This window comes from Pseudomonas sp. MF06569, assembly GCF_059862735.1.
The window spans coordinates 337,097-352,227 of sequence record NZ_JCBCUZ010000001.1 but is presented as its reverse complement, the minus strand read 5'-3'; the positions used below and the strand labels follow the sequence as shown (position 1 = coordinate 352,227).

Below are 15,131 nucleotides of genomic sequence, written 5' to 3'. Positions count from 1 at the left end.
AAGACCGGGTCGCTTGCATCGCGAGCAAGCCCGCTCCCACAAGAACAGTTTCAACTAATCGATCAGGTTTTTATGACTATTTGCGGTATCGAAATCAAAGGCAGCGAAGCTATTTTCGCCCTCGCCAACCAGGACCTTGAGCATGTGGCCAACGCCACCAAGAAACTCGCCCTGGACGACGATGAAGACGCCGCCAGCGTCAAAGCTTTCGCAGCGCAGATGGCCGCTTTTGTGAAGGCCAACGCAATCACCCGGATCGTGATCAAAAAGCGCAGTAAAAAGGGTGAGTTCGCCGGTGGCCCGATCACGTTCAAGATCGAAGGCCTTATCCAATTGCTGGACGATTGCGAGGTGCAGCTGCTATCCCCGCAAACCCTCAACGCCCAATACAAAAAGCACGCCTTCGACCTGCCCGCCTCGCTGAACAAGTATCAGCATGAAGCGTTCAAGGCCGCGTGTGCGGCGTTGCTGAAGGGTTGATACGACTGTAATTTCTGACAGTTCACAACAAATCAACAAGAGCGCAGCGTAGCTATCAATCACATCACTGGTTGATAACTATGCCCAGCTACCTTCACTCCCTGACCCCCAACCTTGTGGTTATCAACGCCCGTGGTATGAAGATCCGGGAGGTGGCTTATCACCGCGAAACGCCCGGACAGCACGCAGATGCACGCTCGACCTGTCATGTATTCGACGCAACCGGACGCGCAGTCGCCCATCGCGATGCCCGCTTGCCAGCCACTTCAAGTGCGCCGAACCTGACCAAAGCGTTTTCACTCTCCTCCCAGGTGCTGCTGCGCAAGAGCGTCGATGCCGGCTGGTGCTTGAGGCTGCATGGGGCCGCTGCAGAGATCCGCTGTGAATGGGATGGCCGACTCAATCAACGCCAGACCGAGTACGACGATGCGCTGCGCCCTGTTGCCATTATCGAGCATGCGAGCAGTGCGTCGCCTTGTGTCACCGAGCGTTTCACCTACGCAGCGTGCAGCCTGGTGTCCGCAGCGCATAACCAATGCACAAGGCTTATTCGTCACAATGACCCCGCAGGCTGCCGGACTTACGAGGACTACGGCCTGTTGGGCCAGGACCTTAAGCTGACACAAGGGTTTCTCCGCGATCTGCAAACACCCCACTGGCCGCCATCGCTGAGCGGGCGCGATGCACTGCTTGAGCAGGATGAGCACGGCACAGTGCTGACCTGGACAACGCGCTGGCAATACGACGCGACGGCCAAGACCCTGAGCCACTGCGATGCGCTGGGCAACACTCGGTTCAATGAGTACGACATCGCCGGGCAACTGGCGATGGTCAGCCTCAAACCAGCGGATCAACCCCGTACCACGCCGCTGTTCCAGAACATGTTTTATAACGCACTTGGTCAATTACACAGCCAGACCCTGGGCAACGGCATCATTGCCACGGCGATCTACTCGCCTGTGGATGGCCGATTGCAGCAACTGCGTACCGTAAAAGCAAACAAGGTGCTGCAGGACCTGAGCCACACCTACGACCCGTCAGGCAACGTCATGAGCATCGAAAATGCGGCGCAGCCGACAGACTGGTTCGATGGTGAACAAGTGGATGCGGTCAATCATTATGTCTACGACACATTGGGCCAGCTTATCGAGGCCCGAGGCCGCGAAAGTGTGTTAGCTGGCTTCCAGCCTGGCCTGCCAGGGCTGGTGCTGCCCGGTGGCGGTGACGCCAGCAGGCTGCGCAATTACACCCAAGTGTTCCGCTATGACGAGGCGGGCAATCTGCTGAGTTTGAAGCACGGTCAACTGCCAAAACGCCTGATGAACGTAGACACTTTTAGCAACCGCAGCCTGTATCAGGCCGACGCGGACAACCCGCCGGAAATCAACAACAGCTTCGATGCCAATGGCAATCTGCTTCGCCTTGAAGGCGCACAGACAATGCACTGGGATGCGCGCAACCAGTTGCAACGCATCACTCAGGTAGTGCGTGAAGACAGCGCGAATGACGACGAAGTGTATGTGTACGGCGCGGGCGGGCAACGCCAGCGCAAGATCCGCGTTCATCACGCCAAAGCTGTCGAGAATGTGGCGCAAGTTCGCTATCTGCCGGGGCTGGAAATCCGCACCAACACGGCCACAGGCGAAGTGTTGCACGTCACCACACTGCGTGTGGGCCGCATGAACGTCAGGCACCTGCACTGGGTAGCGCATGGCAAGGCCATACCGGCCCCGCAGTGGCGATTCGGTGTGGGCAATCACTTGGGCAGCAGCACGCTGGAGCTGAATGAAGGGGGGGATGTGATCAGTCACGAGGACTATTACCCCTACGGCGGCACGGCCTGGTGGGCAGCGCGCAATCAGGTTGATGCCGCCCCCAAGGTGATCCGTTACTCGGGCAAGGAGTGCGATACGAGCGGTTTGTATTATTACGGATCAAGGTACTACGCACCCTGGCTGCAACGCTGGATCAACCCTGACCCGCTTGGGGAAGTGGACGGGCTCAACCTGTTTGTCATGGTGCATAACAACCCCGTTGCTCATGTCGACGTTCAAGGCACGATCACCGAACCCAGCCAGATAGCTCAGGCTGTCGGGGCCGGGATGATGCGTGACGGTGTTTCCTCGGCAATGGGGGCTACCGTTCGGTATTTTACGGCTGGAGCATTGAGCAGCCAGCCTGTGACGGCTGCCAGTATCACAGCCATGACCGTCGCAGGCGCTTTGTCGGGAGGTGTCGCGGGGCTTTATGTGGGCGGTGGCCTGGGGGCGAATATTGTGGCCAACAGCCGATTTCGCGACTCCCAGGCAGCCGTGTGGGCCGGGGCCGGTGTTGGCGGCCTGCTGGGCGCCGCTGCGGGGGCCGCACCCTCGATTCTGGGGTATTTCGGCGCCATGAGCAGTTTGAATACGGCGGCGCCCAGCCATAATCAGGCTGCCATTAGTCAAATTGGCGCCACTGCAAACGCGATGACCCGCGAAATCTTCCAGCAAGCGTCTGCAGAGCTCGGCCCAAGAATTGCCTGGAATGATCGCCCCAGAGTGTCGGGGCTTGCTGGCTCAAGTGCCATCTATGGCTCGTCGCTGGCCGGGATAGGGGCCGGCCAGCACTTGGTACCCAAAGCCGTGAGCAGTATTGCAGGCGGCACGGCAGGGGAAATGATGGGTTCTGCTGGCGGGACGCTTACGCGCGGTTTACACCCTGATGCGAAATTCAACCCCGGCAAGTGGGAACTCACCAACCCGGTCAGTGCCGCCAAGCGTCAAGGCACCGTGCACGGTGTGTTGACTCGAATGGCGGTGGCAGCCACCACGGCCGGGCTGAAGATGGCAATCGCCCAAACGGGGCTGGAACCCGGCACCCAGGCCAGCGGCATCCTGGACAGATCACTGGGAACGCTTGCTGAAGCGCGGGTACTGACCGGTTCCTACGTACTCGAGGGCGCTGAGGCGCTGGGTTTTGAAGGGGCGGATATCAATAACGACGTCACCTCGATGAATCCAAAAAGAACGTGGGTCGCCTCAAGCAATGATGCCAGCGTGCGAGGGACTTCATTCCATCTTAACCAGTATGTTTAGCAGGCTGGCATGACAAAAAAGCCCCGAACCTGCCGTGACAGGTTCGGGGCCAATGGTGTGAGATGCCGATACGGTGACCAAACCATCGACAGTGCTGCTGAATTCAGTTTGCCCAGCGCCGCGTGCGGGCACTTAGTCAAAAACGACCTGCAATCAGGCGATTGCGCCAGTGGCCCGACCACGCTCAATGCAGTGTGTACCGCGATGATCAACGGCTAAGCATCACCCCCCCGTCACCCGGTCCTGCCTCGGCGCGCAGCCAAACCGCGCCCGGTAGCTGCGGGTGAAATACGACGGTGATTCAAAACCGCACGCAATGCTGATGTCGAGCACGCTCATGTCGGTCTGGCGCAGCAGTTGCCGGGCTTTTTCCAGGCGCAGGCCCAGGTAGAAGTTGCGCGGGGTGTCGTGCAGGTGCAAACGGAACAGGCGCTCCAGTTGGCGCCGGGTCACGTTGATCCCAAGCGCCAGTTGCGAGGTGCTCAGGGGCGGCTCGCTGTGTTGCTCCATCTCGCCAATGACCTGCACCAGTTTTTTATTGTGGATGCCATAGCGGCTGGCGACCTGCATGCGCTGGTGATCCTTGCGCGGGCGGATGCGGCCAAGCACGAACTGTTCGGAAACCTGAATCGCCAACTCCGGCCCGTGGGCCTGGGCGATCAGGTCCAGCATCAGGTCAATGGAGGCGGTGCCGCCCGCACAGGTGATGCGCTGGCGGTCGATCTCAAACAGTTCTTGAGTCACATGCAATGCGGGGTATGACTCCTTGAACGCTTCCAGCGCCTCCCAGTGCAGGGTCAACCGATAGCCGTCGAGCAGGCCCGCCTGCGCCAGCACCACGCTGCCCGTGTCGATGGCGCCCAGGGTTACGCCGTCGTTGTCCAGGCGTCGCAACCACTGATTAAGGGCCGGTGTCACGTGGGTCAGCGGGTCAAAACCGGCCACCACCAACAGTGTCGCACCGGCTTCAAGTGCCCCCAGCCCGCCCTCGGCATTGACCGACATACCGTTGCTCGCGAGCACGGCGCCCCCCTCGCAACTGAGCACGTGCCAGCGGTACAGCTCGCCGCGAAAACGGTTGGCTACCCGCAACGGCTCGATGGCCGAAATAAAGCCCATTGATGAAAAGCCGGGCAGCAGAAGGAAGTAAAAATCCTGGGCCATGGGAGCGCTCGCAAGTCGGTTCAACGGATTGAAACACAGTCAGGTCGCTGCAGTGCAAAACCACGTCGCCCCAGTGCGGTTGCGCGGCACGCCGCCTGCGTACCTTGGCATCACGGCGCACAAAGACGCCGATCCCCCAATAACAACCTGCCGAGGCCCCACCCATGAAACGACTGATCAGCTGTTGCCTGTTGGTACTGAGCCCCTGCGTCCTGGCTGCTGAAGATGCATCGTGCAAGAACGTACGCATGGGCGTGGTCAATTGGACCGACGTAATCGCCACCAGCGCCATGGCGCAAACCCTGCTCGACGGTCTCGGCTACAAAACCAGGCAAACCAGCGCCTCACAGCAAATCATCTTCGCTGGCCTGCGCGACAAGCGGCTGGACATGTTTCTGGGTTACTGGAACCCGATCATGAACCAGAGCATTACCCCGTTCGTGGACGCCAAACAGGTCACGGTCCTGGCCGAGCCGAGCCTTAAAGACGCCAGGGCCATGCTCGCCGTTCCGACCTACATGGCTGACAAGGGGCTCAAGAGCTTTGCCGACATCGCCAGGTTCGAGAAGGAACTGGGGGGCAAGATTTACGGGATCGAGCCGGGTTCCGGCGCCAATACCCAGATCAAGGCCATGATCGAGAAAAACCAGTTTGGCCTGGGTAAGTTCCAGCTGGTGGAGTCCAGTGAAGCCGGGATGCTCTCGGCGGTGTCACGCGCAGTGAATCGCAACGAGCCGATTGTGTTCTTTGGCTGGACACCGCACCCGATGAACATCAATCAGAAAATGACGTATCTGACCGGCAGCGAAGGAGTCCTGGGCCCGGATGAAGGCCTGGCCACGGTATGGACCGTTACCACCCCGGACTACGCCAGCCGCTGCCCCAATGTCAGCCGTTTGCTCAGCAACCTGACCTTCAGCGCCGAGGACGAGAGCCGCATGATGCAGCCGCTACTCGATCACAAGGATGCACAAGTCTCGGCCCGCCAGTGGCTCAAGGACCATCCCCAAGACCTTCAGCGCTGGCTTGAAGGCGTCACCACCGTGGATGGCAAACCCGCTGCCGAACACTTGAAGCTCAGCGCTAAATAATCAAACACCAAGCCCACCTTCGCGGCCCTTGATGGCTGCGTTGTGGCGCTCTACGCCCCAAGGAAATGCCCCATGAACCACGACGTCATCATCACCTGCGCACTCACCGGTGCCGGCGACACCAGCGGGCGCAGCCCTTTAGTGCCAGTCACGCCCAAACAAATTGCCGAAGCAGCCGTGGAAGCGGCCAAGGCCGGAGCCACGGTGGTGCATTGCCATGTACGTGATCCAAAGACCGGACAGTTCAGCCGCGATGTGGCGCTGTACCGCGAACTGATGGAACGCATCCGCGAGGCGGATATCGACATCATCGTCAACCTCACCGCCGGCATGGGCGGTGACTTGCATATCGGTCCCGGCGAGAACCCGATGGAGTTTGGCCCCCACACGGATCTGGTCGGGCCGCTGACCCGTCTGGCTCACGTCGAGGAGCTGCTGCCGGAAATCTGCACACTGGATTGCGGCACCCTGAACTTTGGCGACGGCGACACGATTTACGTCTCCACTCCGGCGCAACTGCGGGCGGGCGCCAAGCGTATCCAGGAACTGGGCGTGAAAGCCGAACTGGAAATTTTCGACACCGGCCACCTGTGGTTCGCCAAACAGATGATCAAGGAAGGCTTGCTCGATGACCCGCTGTTTCAGCTGTGCCTGGGCATCCCGTGGGGGGCTCCGGCGGACACCACCAGCATGAAAGCCATGGTCGACAATTTGCCCGCCAACGCGGTGTGGGCCGGATTCGGGATTGGTCGCATGCAAATGCCGATGGCCGCGCAAGCGGTGCTGCTGGGCGGCAACGTGAGGGTCGGGCTGGAAGACAACTTGTGGCTGGATCGCGGGGTACTGGCCACTAACGGGCAACTGGTGGAACGCGCCACTGAAATCCTCAGTCGCCTGGGCGCCCGGGTGCTGAGCCCGGCAGAAGGTCGGGTGAAGATGGGTCTCACCTCCCGATAACCCCATGGTCTTTGCGTTTTCCTACGGTTCAATTCAGGACACTTTCATGACGTTTATTACCGAGATCAAAACCTTCGCTGCCCTTGGCAGCGGTGTCATCGGCAGCGGCTGGGTCGCTCGCGCCCTTGCCCACGGACTTGACGTTGTCGCCTGGGACCCGGCCCCCGGCGCCGAAGCGGCCCTGCGCAAGCGCGTCGCCAAGGCCTGGCCGGCGCTGGAAAAAAGCGGCCTGGCCCAAGGCGCATCCCAAGACCGGCTGCGCTTTGTCAGCACCATCGAAGCGTGCGTGAGCGAGGCCGACTTCATTCAGGAAAGCGCCCCCGAGCGGCTCGATCTCAAACTGGATTTGCACCGCAGAATCAGCGCCGCCGCCAAACCCGATGCCTTGATTGGCTCCAGCACGTCGGGCCTGCTGCCCAGCGAGTTCTACGAAACCTCCACCCACCCGCAACGGTGTGTTGTCGGCCATCCGTTCAACCCGGTTTACCTGCTGCCATTGGTCGAAGTGGTCGGCGGGCAAAAAACCGCCCCCGAGGCCATTCAGGCGGCCATCAAGGTCTATCAATCCCTGGGCATGCGCCCCTTGCACGTGCGCAAGGAAGTGCCCGGCTTTATTGCCGACCGCCTGCTTGAAGCCTTGTGGCGCGAAGCGCTGCACCTGGTCAATGACGGGGTCGCCACCACCGGCGAGATTGACGACGCCATCCGCTTTGGCGCAGGTTTGCGCTGGTCGTTCATGGGCACCTTTTTGACCTATACCCTGGCGGGGGGCGATGCCGGGATGCGTCACTTCATGAATCAGTTCGGCCCGGCCCTGCAACTGCCCTGGACGTATTTGCCCGCCCCTGAGCTCAGCGAAAAACTGATCGACGACGTGGTCGAAGGCACCACTGAGCAACTGGGCAGCCACAGCATCGGCGCGCTGGAACGCTATCGTGATGACTGCCTGCTGGCCGTAATGGAAGCGGTTAACGCGACCAAACTCAAACATGGCATTGCCATCAACGATTGAACGAGGTTCAGCATGCCCGCGCTCACCACCTACAGCACCCCCATTCTTGAAGAATGGGTCGATTACAACGGCCATTTGCGCGACGCCTTTTACCTGCTGATTTTCAGCTACGCCACCGATGCCCTGATGGACCGCATGGGGCTCGACAGCCAGAACCGTGAAGCCAGCGGCCATTCACTGTTTACTCTGGAAGTGCACCTCAATTACCTGCACGAGGTGAAACTCGGGGCACAGGTTGAAGTGCGCACCCAACTCATCGGCCACGACAAAAAACGCCTGCATGTCTATCACAGCCTGCACCTGGCCGGTGATGAGAGGGCCCTGGCGGGCAATGAGCAAATGCTGTTGCATGTCGACCTGGCAGGCCCGCGTTCCGCGCCGTTTGGCGAACACACCCTGGCCTTGTTGCAGGCCATCGAGCACCAGCAACGTGATCTCCCGAAACCCGAGCATGTGGGGCGGGTGATTGCCTTGCCCTTGCCTTAAAACGACCTGTTCTTAGGCAGATCAGACATATCGCCAAACCGGCCTTGCCCACGGACCAAAGCCCTACCAGAATCAAACTTCAATCGCGCTTCATAAAAGGACAAAACCATGATGCACGCGGATTTGATAGATGAGCAGGACCTGCTGGGCCAACTGCGTGCCTTGGGGTTCGAGGTGTCGGGCAGTGCCGAACAGGCCTGCTCGGCGGCGGTATGCGGGCTGAATGAAACCAATGCCCGGGCCTTGAAGGGCATGGTCGAAAAGCTCTACACCGGCAGCGCAACGATTTTACCGGCGGTACGCCAGGCCATTGATCAGCAACTGTTGCCGGGGCTGATGGCGTTCAAGCAAAAGCAATTGCACTGAGCCGTACGCAAGCGGGCTTGCTCGTGATGCAGAAAATGCGGTCTGTGTGTTGAACCGCAGTGCCTGTATCGCGAGCAAGCCCGCTCCCACAACGGCTTGCTACAACCTCACACTGGCAAACGTCGATTCGTTACGCGCCTGATTCAAGGCGGACATCGGCCCGGCCAGCGGGGACAGCAACAGTGACTGCGGGATCTGCACAAGCGTGGTCTGCTGCGCCGTGTTGGAACCCACGCGCTCGTCCCGTGGCGGAATGCCGAAGTATTCGCGGTAGCACTTGGAGAAATGCGGCGTGGACACAAAGCCGCAGACCGCCGCCACTTCAATGATCGACATGGGGGTTTGCTTGAGCAACTGCCGCGCCCGCACCAACCTCAACTTGAGGTAGTAGCGCGACGGCGAGCAGTGCAGGTACTTCTGAAACAGGCGCTCCAACTGGCGCCGCGAGACGGTGACGTACACCGCCAGTTCATCCAGGTCGATCGGCTCTTCGAGGTTGGCTTCCATCAGCGCGACAATTTCCTGCAACTTGGGCTGATTGGTGCCCAGCATATGCTTGAGCGGTACGCGCTGGTGGTCCTGCTCGTTGCGAATGCGCTCATACACAAACATTTCCGAGATGGCGGCCGACAGTTCGCGACCATGATCACGGCTGATCAGGTGCAGCATCATGTCCAGTGGCGCAGTGCCCCCCGAGCTGGTGAAGCGGCTGCGGTCAAGGGTAAACAGGCGTGTGCTCATGACAACCCGCGGAAAGGCTTCCTGCATGGACGCCAGACACTCCCAATGCACGCTGCAATCAAAACCGTCGAGCAAGCCCGCATACGCCAACGCCCAGCTGCCGGTACAGACGGCGCCCAGACGGCGCGACTGGCGCGCCTGGCTTTGCAGCCATGACACGTGCTCGCGGGTCACGGTGCGTTGAATGCCGATACCGCCGCACACGATCACCATGTCCAGCGCCGGTGCCTTGTGCATGCTGGCGTCGGGGGTCACTTGCAGACCATCACTGGCCCATACCTGGCTGCCATCCGCGCTGAGGGTGCTCCAGCGATACAACTCACGGCCCGACAACTGGTTGGCCATACGCAAGGGTTCTATCGCGGACGCCAGGGAAATGAGCGTGAAATTGTCCAGCAGCAGAAAGCCGATGGATTGAGGCGTACGGTTCTGGGGTTGGACCCCGGAGTTGAACGACGTCATCGCGATATCTCCTCACACAAAGCGGGTGATGGCCCCAGGCGCGGGCTCTTGTTTTTGCCCTCGTTGAACGGGGCTTTTAGATGGCAACGCAAATGCCATGCCTAAACTTGGATGGGTATTCAATAAAGTCTGAAAACGACGTCGCAAAGGGTCTAGGCAGGTCCTGCCAAAACTACGGCCCAGCAGGGCTGCACGGGGGTGATCCAGCGCTGTTGAGCACATTGGTATCACTTGTGGGAAGGGGGCAGAAACAGGGCGGTAATCAAATGTCACGAAAAGTACGAGTGCGCCAAAAAAGGTCGGCGTGCGCTGAAACAGCGCTGGCAGGTGTGCCTCTTCTGTGGGAGCGGGTTTACTCGCGATGGCGTCCAGGCCAACCGTGTCGCCTGCATCGCGAGCAAGCCCGCTCCCACAAAGGTTTTCAGCATTCCACCGCACTGACCGCCAGGCCACCCCGTGAAGTTTCCTTGTATTTGTCGTGCATGTCGGCGCCGGTGTCGCGCATGGTCCGGATCACCCGGTCCAGGGAGATAAAGTGCTGCCCGTCACCGCGCAAGGCCATTTGCGCCGCGTTGATCGCCTTGACCGCCGCAATGGCGTTGCGCTCGATACACGGCACCTGCACCAGCCCGCCCACCGGATCGCAGGTCAAACCCAGGTTATGTTCCAGGCCAATTTCAGCCGCGTTGCACAGTTGTTCAGGGCTCGCCCCGAGGATTTGCGCCAGCCCCGCAGCCGCCATCGCGCAGGCCGATCCGACCTCGCCCTGACATCCCACTTCGGCTCCGGAAATCGACGCATTCTTTTTGCACAGAATGCCGATCGCCGCCGCGCTCAACAGGTAGTCGACCACATGGGCTTCACTGACTTCATCGCTGAATTTCATAAAGTAGTGCAGCACCGCCGGGATGATCCCCGCCGCACCGTTGGTGGGTGCGGTCACCATGCGCCCGCCCGCCGCATTCTCTTCGTTGACCGCCAGTGCAAACAGGTTGACCCACTCCATGGCGCTCAGGGTTGAACCGATCACATTGGGTTTGCCCAACTCCTGCAGACTGCGGTGCAGGCGGGCAGCGCGACGGCGCACATTCAGGCCGCCGGGCAGGATGCCTTCGTGTTTCAAGCCCTGCTCAACGCAGTCCTGCATGGCGCGCCAAAGCTTGATCAGGCCACAACGAATTTCGTCCTCGCTGCGCCATGTGCGTTCGTTGGCCATCATCAATGCCGCCACGCTCAGATGGTGCTTGCGGCACAAGTCGAGCAACTCGACGGCAGAATTGAAATCGTAGGGCAGCTCGGTGCGGTCCATGTCCAGCACACCGCTTGCCGCTTGCGCAGCGTCGACCACAAAACCGCCGCCCACCGAGTAGTAAGTATCGCGGTGCAGTTCACCGGCTTCGGTTTCTGCGACCAGGGTCATGGCGTTGGGATGGAACGGCAGGTTTTCGTCGATCAGGCGCATGTCTTGCGACCATACGAACGGGATCGGCATGTACCCATCCAGCAGCAGCGTCTGGCTGTGATGAAGCTGGGCGATGCGCGGGGCTATCTGCGCCGGATCAATTGCATCGGGCCACTCACCCATCAGGCCCATGATCACCGCGCTGTCACTGCCGTGGCCAATGCCGGTGGCCGACAGCGAGCCATAGAGCTGCACTTCGATGCGATGTACCTGCTGCAGTTGGTCCCGCTCGCGCAAACCCTGCACAAACAGCGCAGCAGCCCGCATCGGGCCTACGGTGTGGGAGCTTGAGGGACCGATACCGATCTTGAACAGGTCAAATACGCTGATAGCCATGAGCACGAACCTTAAGGGTGTGTGCCCGCATCATGGGGTGTTTGCGATCTGCAAAAACGTCCAGCTACGACTCACCTTTGCCTGCCAGCGCCCCCGACGTTTTATACGGTGCAGAGGCATGAAAAAAGCGGTTTTTACTCATGAAACGTCTATATACGACCTCCCAAGTATCAGATACGACCCTGCCTGTACTGGATGCGACGCCCCCTGTAGGCGTTTGATTTTCGCTGTTACATGATCAGTCCTGACTCGATTGCAAGATGCGCTGGCAACACCCCTGCCGTGCATCACCCAACCGCAACTGATACGTGCGGCTTTCGATCGAAAACCGCATCCCAGACACACAGGAGTCGTTCCATGAAACATTCCTCATCGTTGTTGTTGGCTGCATTGCTGAGTCTGCCCGTCATCACCCAGGCAGCAGAACCGGAGCAATGCAGCACGGTCAACTTCTCGGATGTCGGCTGGACCGACATCACCGTCACCACCGCAGTCACCAGCGAAGTGCTCAAGGCCCTTGGCTACAAAACCAAAACCACCATGATTTCAGTACCGGTCACGTACAAGTCGCTCGCCGATGGCAAGAACATGGACGTATTCCTGGGCAACTGGATGCCGACCATGGAAAACGACATCAAGGCTTACCGCGAGGCGGGCACCGTCGAGACCGTGCGTGCCAACCTGGAGAACGCCAAATACACCCTCGCTGTCCCCCAGGCCCTCTATGACAAGGGCCTCAAGGACTTCTCGGATATAACCAAATTCAAGAAGGAACTGGACGGCAAGATCTATGGCATCGAGCCGGGCAACGATGGCAATCGCATGATCCAGACCATGATCGACAAGAACGCGTTCGGCTTGAAAGACGCGGGCTTCAAGGTCGTGGAATCCAGCGAAGCCGGGATGTTGTCGCAGGTCGATCGCGCCCAGCGCCGTGGCACTGAAGTGGTGTTCCTGGGATGGGAACCCCATCCGATGAACACCCGTTTCAAAATGAAATACCTCACCGGCGGCGATGACTTCTTCGGCCCCAACTATGGCCAGGCGACCATCTATACCAACACCCGCAAGGGCTACAGCGAAGAGTGCAGCAACGTCGGTCAACTGCTGAAAAATCTTGTGTTCACCCTCGACATGGAAAGCACCCTGATGGGCAAGGTCCTGGACGACAAGATCAAACCGGACGTGGCCGCCAGGGCCTGGCTCAAACAGAACCCGCAAGTGCTCCAAACCTGGCTCGCAGGTGTAACCACGATTGATGGCAAACCGGGTCTTGCAGCCGTTCAAGCCAGCCTCGCGAAGTAATCGCGGGCGCCAGGCGGCCAACCCCGCCTGGCTCCGTTTTAATCCCCCTGCATGCGGACGTTCACTACCATGCTGATTGATCAAAAAATTCCTCTGGGCGAGTACATCGCAAGCTTCGTCGACTGGCTGACCAAAAACGGTGCCAGCACCTTCGATGCCATTGCGCTGACACTTGAAACGATGATCCACGGCGTGACGTTTGCGCTGACCTGGTTCAACCCTTTCGTGTTCATCGGCCTGATCGCCTTGTTTGCCCACTTTATTCAACGTAAATGGGGGCTCACTGTTTTCGTGGCGATGTCGTTTCTGCTGATCCTGAACCTGGGTTATTGGCAAGAAACGATGGAAACCCTGGCCCAGGTGCTGTTCGCGACCTTTGTGTGCGTGATCATCGGCGTGCCGCTGGGGATTCTCGCCGCCCACAAGCCGATGTTTTATACCTTCATGCGCCCGGTACTGGACTTGATGCAGACCGTGCCTACCTTCGTTTACCTGATCCCGACCCTGACCCTGTTTGGCCTGGGTGTGGTGCCGGGGCTGATCTCCACGGTGGTGTTTGCGATTGCAGCGCCCATCCGCCTGACGTACCTGGGCATTCGCGACGTGCCCCATGAACTGCTGGATGCCGGCAAGGCGTTTGGCTGCTCACGCCGCCAGTTGCTCACACGCATTGAACTGCCCCACGCCATGCCGAGCATCGCCGCCGGGATTACCCAATGCATCATGCTGTCGCTGTCGATGGTGGTGATCGCTGCCCTGGTAGGCGCCGATGGCCTGGGCAAACCGGTGGTCAACGCACTCAATACTGCCGACATTGCGCTGGGCTTTGAAGCAGGGCTGGCGATTGTGCTGCTGGCAATCATGCTCGACCGGATCTGCAAACAGCCGGAAGCCAAGACAGGAGCCGACGCATGAGTATTATTCGTTTCGATAATGTGGACGTCATCTTCGCCAAAGACCCCCGTGAGGCACTCAGCCTGCTGGATCAAGGCCTTTCGCGGGATCAGATCCTGAAAAAGACCGGGCAGATTGTGGGCGTCGAAAAGGCCAGCCTGGATATCGACAAAGGCGAAATCTGTGTGCTGATGGGCTTGTCCGGCTCGGGCAAGTCCAGCCTGTTGCGCTGCATCAACGGACTCAATACGGTCAGCCGTGGCCAGTTGTATGTGGAGCACGAAGGCAAACAGATCGACATTGCTTCATGTACCCCCGCCGAACTGAAAATGATGCGCACCAAGCGCATCGCCATGGTGTTTCAGAAATTCGCCCTGATGCCCTGGCTGACGGTGCGCGAGAACATCAGCTTCGGCCTGGAGATGCAGGGCCGCCCCGAGAAAGAACGTCGTACCCTGGTGGATGAAAAGCTGGAGCTGGTGGGTCTGACCCAATGGCGCAACAAAAAGCCCGATGAGTTGAGCGGCGGCATGCAGCAACGGGTTGGCCTGGCGCGAGCATTGGCAATGGATGCCGATATTCTGCTGATGGACGAACCCTTTTCAGCCCTCGACCCGTTGATCCGCCAAGGCCTGCAAGACGAGCTGCTGGAGCTGCAGCACAAGCTGAACAAGACCATTGTGTTTGTCAGCCATGACCTTGACGAAGCGCTCAAGCTGGGCAGCCGCATTGCGATCATGAAAGACGGCAAGATCGTGCAGTACAGCAAGCCCGAAGAGATCGTACTCAACCCTGCCGACGACTATGTGCGCACCTTCGTCGCCCACACCAACCCGTTGAACGTTCTGTGCGGGCGCAGCCTGATGCGCACGCTGGACAACTGCAAACGCATCAACGGCTCGGTGTGCATCGATCCGGGGGATGATTCGTGGATTGATCTGGCGGAAGGCAACACCATCAAGGGTGTCCGTCAGGGCGCCGGTGCCGTGGAGCTGCAGCGCTGGAGCAGCGGGCAGGCGGTGGAAGGTCTGGGCCGGGGGCCGACCCTGGTGGATTCGGGAATTGGCATGCGCGACGCGCTGCAAATCCGCTACCAGACGGGCAACAAACTGGTGCTGCACGACAACCAGAAAGTGGTGGGGATACTGGGCGATACCGAGTTGTATCACGCGTTGTTGGGCAAGAACCTGGGCTGACGCGCACTCATCCTGTGGGAGCGGGCTTGCTCGCGATGCAGTCAACGCGGTGTATCAGGTACACCCCGTTGATGCTATCGCGAGCAAGCCCGCTCCCACACG

At 59.7% G+C, this 15,131-nt stretch carries 13 protein-coding genes; 10 read left to right on the top strand and 3 right to left on the bottom strand.

The features are described 5' to 3' along the window. Positions 1 to 72 precede the first annotated feature (72 nt). Complete coding sequence (locus AC19YQ_RS01735; protein WP_235572043.1) at positions 73 to 480, top strand: DUF3010 family protein; 408 nt, start codon at positions 73 to 75, stop codon at positions 478 to 480. Positions 481 to 560: 80 nt separating this feature from the next. Continuing rightward, positions 561 to 3,557: an RHS repeat domain-containing protein gene (locus AC19YQ_RS01730; protein ID WP_500594449.1), complete on the top strand. Its 2,997-nt coding sequence runs from the start codon at positions 561 to 563 to the stop codon at positions 3,555 to 3,557. Between the two features lie 222 nt (positions 3,558 to 3,779). On the opposite strand, the gene AC19YQ_RS01725 is transcribed toward AC19YQ_RS01730, so the two are convergent. Further along, complete coding sequence (locus tag AC19YQ_RS01725) at positions 3,780 to 4,721, bottom strand: GlxA family transcriptional regulator (RefSeq protein ID WP_500594448.1); 942 nt, start codon at positions 4,719 to 4,721, stop codon at positions 3,780 to 3,782. 164 nt (positions 4,722 to 4,885) lie between these two features. On the opposite strand from AC19YQ_RS01725, the gene choX reads away from it, so the two are divergent. From choX to AC19YQ_RS01700, 5 genes are all read left to right on the top strand, one after another. Beyond that, positions 4,886 to 5,812, top strand: a complete 927-nt coding sequence (gene choX / locus AC19YQ_RS01720; RefSeq protein WP_500594447.1) for a choline ABC transporter substrate-binding protein — start codon at positions 4,886 to 4,888, stop codon at positions 5,810 to 5,812. Positions 5,813 to 5,884: 72 nt separating this feature from the next. Next, positions 5,885 to 6,769, top strand: a complete 885-nt coding sequence (gene cdhC, locus AC19YQ_RS01715) for a 3-dehydrocarnitine:acetyl-CoA trimethylamine transferase CdhC (RefSeq protein ID WP_326398598.1) — start codon at positions 5,885 to 5,887, stop codon at positions 6,767 to 6,769. A 46-nt stretch (positions 6,770 to 6,815) separates the two neighbouring features. Continuing rightward, complete coding sequence (locus AC19YQ_RS01710) at positions 6,816 to 7,781, top strand: L-carnitine dehydrogenase (protein ID WP_339477214.1); 966 nt, start codon at positions 6,816 to 6,818, stop codon at positions 7,779 to 7,781. A gap of 12 nt (positions 7,782 to 7,793) precedes the next feature. Beyond that, entirely contained in the window at positions 7,794 to 8,267 is a 474-nt protein-coding gene (locus AC19YQ_RS01705; protein ID WP_339477216.1) for a thioesterase family protein, read from the top strand. 108 nt (positions 8,268 to 8,375) lie between these two features. Further along, the gene (locus AC19YQ_RS01700; RefSeq protein WP_133075226.1) at positions 8,376 to 8,633 is read left to right on the top strand and encodes a hypothetical protein; all 258 of its coding nucleotides are present in this window, start codon (positions 8,376 to 8,378) and stop codon (positions 8,631 to 8,633) included. A gap of 99 nt (positions 8,634 to 8,732) precedes the next feature. Here the strand turns inward: AC19YQ_RS01700 and gbdR are convergent, their stop codons facing one another. Then, positions 8,733 to 9,836, bottom strand: a complete 1,104-nt coding sequence (gene gbdR / locus AC19YQ_RS01695; protein ID WP_133075225.1) for a choline metabolism transcriptional regulator GbdR — start codon at positions 9,834 to 9,836, stop codon at positions 8,733 to 8,735. 421 nt (positions 9,837 to 10,257) lie between these two features. After that, the gene (locus AC19YQ_RS01690) at positions 10,258 to 11,634 is read right to left on the bottom strand and encodes an L-serine ammonia-lyase (protein WP_133075224.1); all 1,377 of its coding nucleotides are present in this window, start codon (positions 11,632 to 11,634) and stop codon (positions 10,258 to 10,260) included. Positions 11,635 to 11,991: 357 nt separating this feature from the next. Between AC19YQ_RS01690 and AC19YQ_RS01685 the strand changes: the two genes are divergently transcribed. The 3 genes from AC19YQ_RS01685 (at position 11,992) to choV (ending at position 15,029) form a co-directional block, all read left to right on the top strand. Beyond that, positions 11,992 to 12,939, top strand: a complete 948-nt coding sequence (locus AC19YQ_RS01685) for a choline ABC transporter substrate-binding protein (protein WP_133075223.1) — start codon at positions 11,992 to 11,994, stop codon at positions 12,937 to 12,939. A gap of 69 nt (positions 12,940 to 13,008) precedes the next feature. Continuing rightward, positions 13,009 to 13,854 carry a choline ABC transporter permease subunit gene (gene choW, locus AC19YQ_RS01680; RefSeq protein ID WP_133075222.1) on the top strand — a complete coding sequence of 282 codons (846 nt, stop codon included), beginning with the start codon at positions 13,009 to 13,011 and terminating at the stop codon, positions 13,852 to 13,854. Continuing rightward, positions 13,851 to 15,029 carry a choline ABC transporter ATP-binding protein gene (choV, locus tag AC19YQ_RS01675; protein WP_133075221.1) on the top strand — a complete coding sequence of 393 codons (1,179 nt, stop codon included), beginning with the start codon at positions 13,851 to 13,853 and terminating at the stop codon, positions 15,027 to 15,029. The genes choW and choV overlap by 4 nt, the downstream gene beginning before the upstream one ends. Positions 15,030 to 15,131 lie beyond the last annotated feature (102 nt).

Bases quoted from the DNA above. Each gene is read 5' to 3' on its own strand.
- AC19YQ_RS01690 (WP_133075224.1), bottom strand. From the start codon at position 11,634: ATGGCTATCAGCGTATTTGACCTGTTCAAGATCGGTATCGGTCCCTCA.
- choX (WP_500594447.1), top strand. From the start codon at position 4,886: ATGAAACGACTGATCAGCTGTTGCCTGTTGGTACTGAGCCCCTGCGTC.
- AC19YQ_RS01725 (WP_500594448.1), bottom strand. From the start codon at position 4,721: ATGGCCCAGGATTTTTACTTCCTTCTGCTGCCCGGCTTTTCATCAATG.
- choV (WP_133075221.1), top strand. From the start codon at position 13,851: ATGAGTATTATTCGTTTCGATAATGTGGACGTCATCTTCGCCAAAGAC.
- cdhC (WP_326398598.1), top strand. From the start codon at position 5,885: ATGAACCACGACGTCATCATCACCTGCGCACTCACCGGTGCCGGCGAC.
- AC19YQ_RS01730 (WP_500594449.1), top strand. From the start codon at position 561: ATGCCCAGCTACCTTCACTCCCTGACCCCCAACCTTGTGGTTATCAAC.
- AC19YQ_RS01705 (WP_339477216.1), top strand. From the start codon at position 7,794: ATGCCCGCGCTCACCACCTACAGCACCCCCATTCTTGAAGAATGGGTC.
- AC19YQ_RS01700 (WP_133075226.1), top strand. From the start codon at position 8,376: ATGATGCACGCGGATTTGATAGATGAGCAGGACCTGCTGGGCCAACTG.
- gbdR (WP_133075225.1), bottom strand. From the start codon at position 9,836: ATGACGTCGTTCAACTCCGGGGTCCAACCCCAGAACCGTACGCCTCAA.
- AC19YQ_RS01685 (WP_133075223.1), top strand. From the start codon at position 11,992: ATGAAACATTCCTCATCGTTGTTGTTGGCTGCATTGCTGAGTCTGCCC.
- choW (WP_133075222.1), top strand. From the start codon at position 13,009: ATGCTGATTGATCAAAAAATTCCTCTGGGCGAGTACATCGCAAGCTTC.
- AC19YQ_RS01735 (WP_235572043.1), top strand. From the start codon at position 73: ATGACTATTTGCGGTATCGAAATCAAAGGCAGCGAAGCTATTTTCGCC.
- AC19YQ_RS01710 (WP_339477214.1), top strand. From the start codon at position 6,816: ATGACGTTTATTACCGAGATCAAAACCTTCGCTGCCCTTGGCAGCGGT.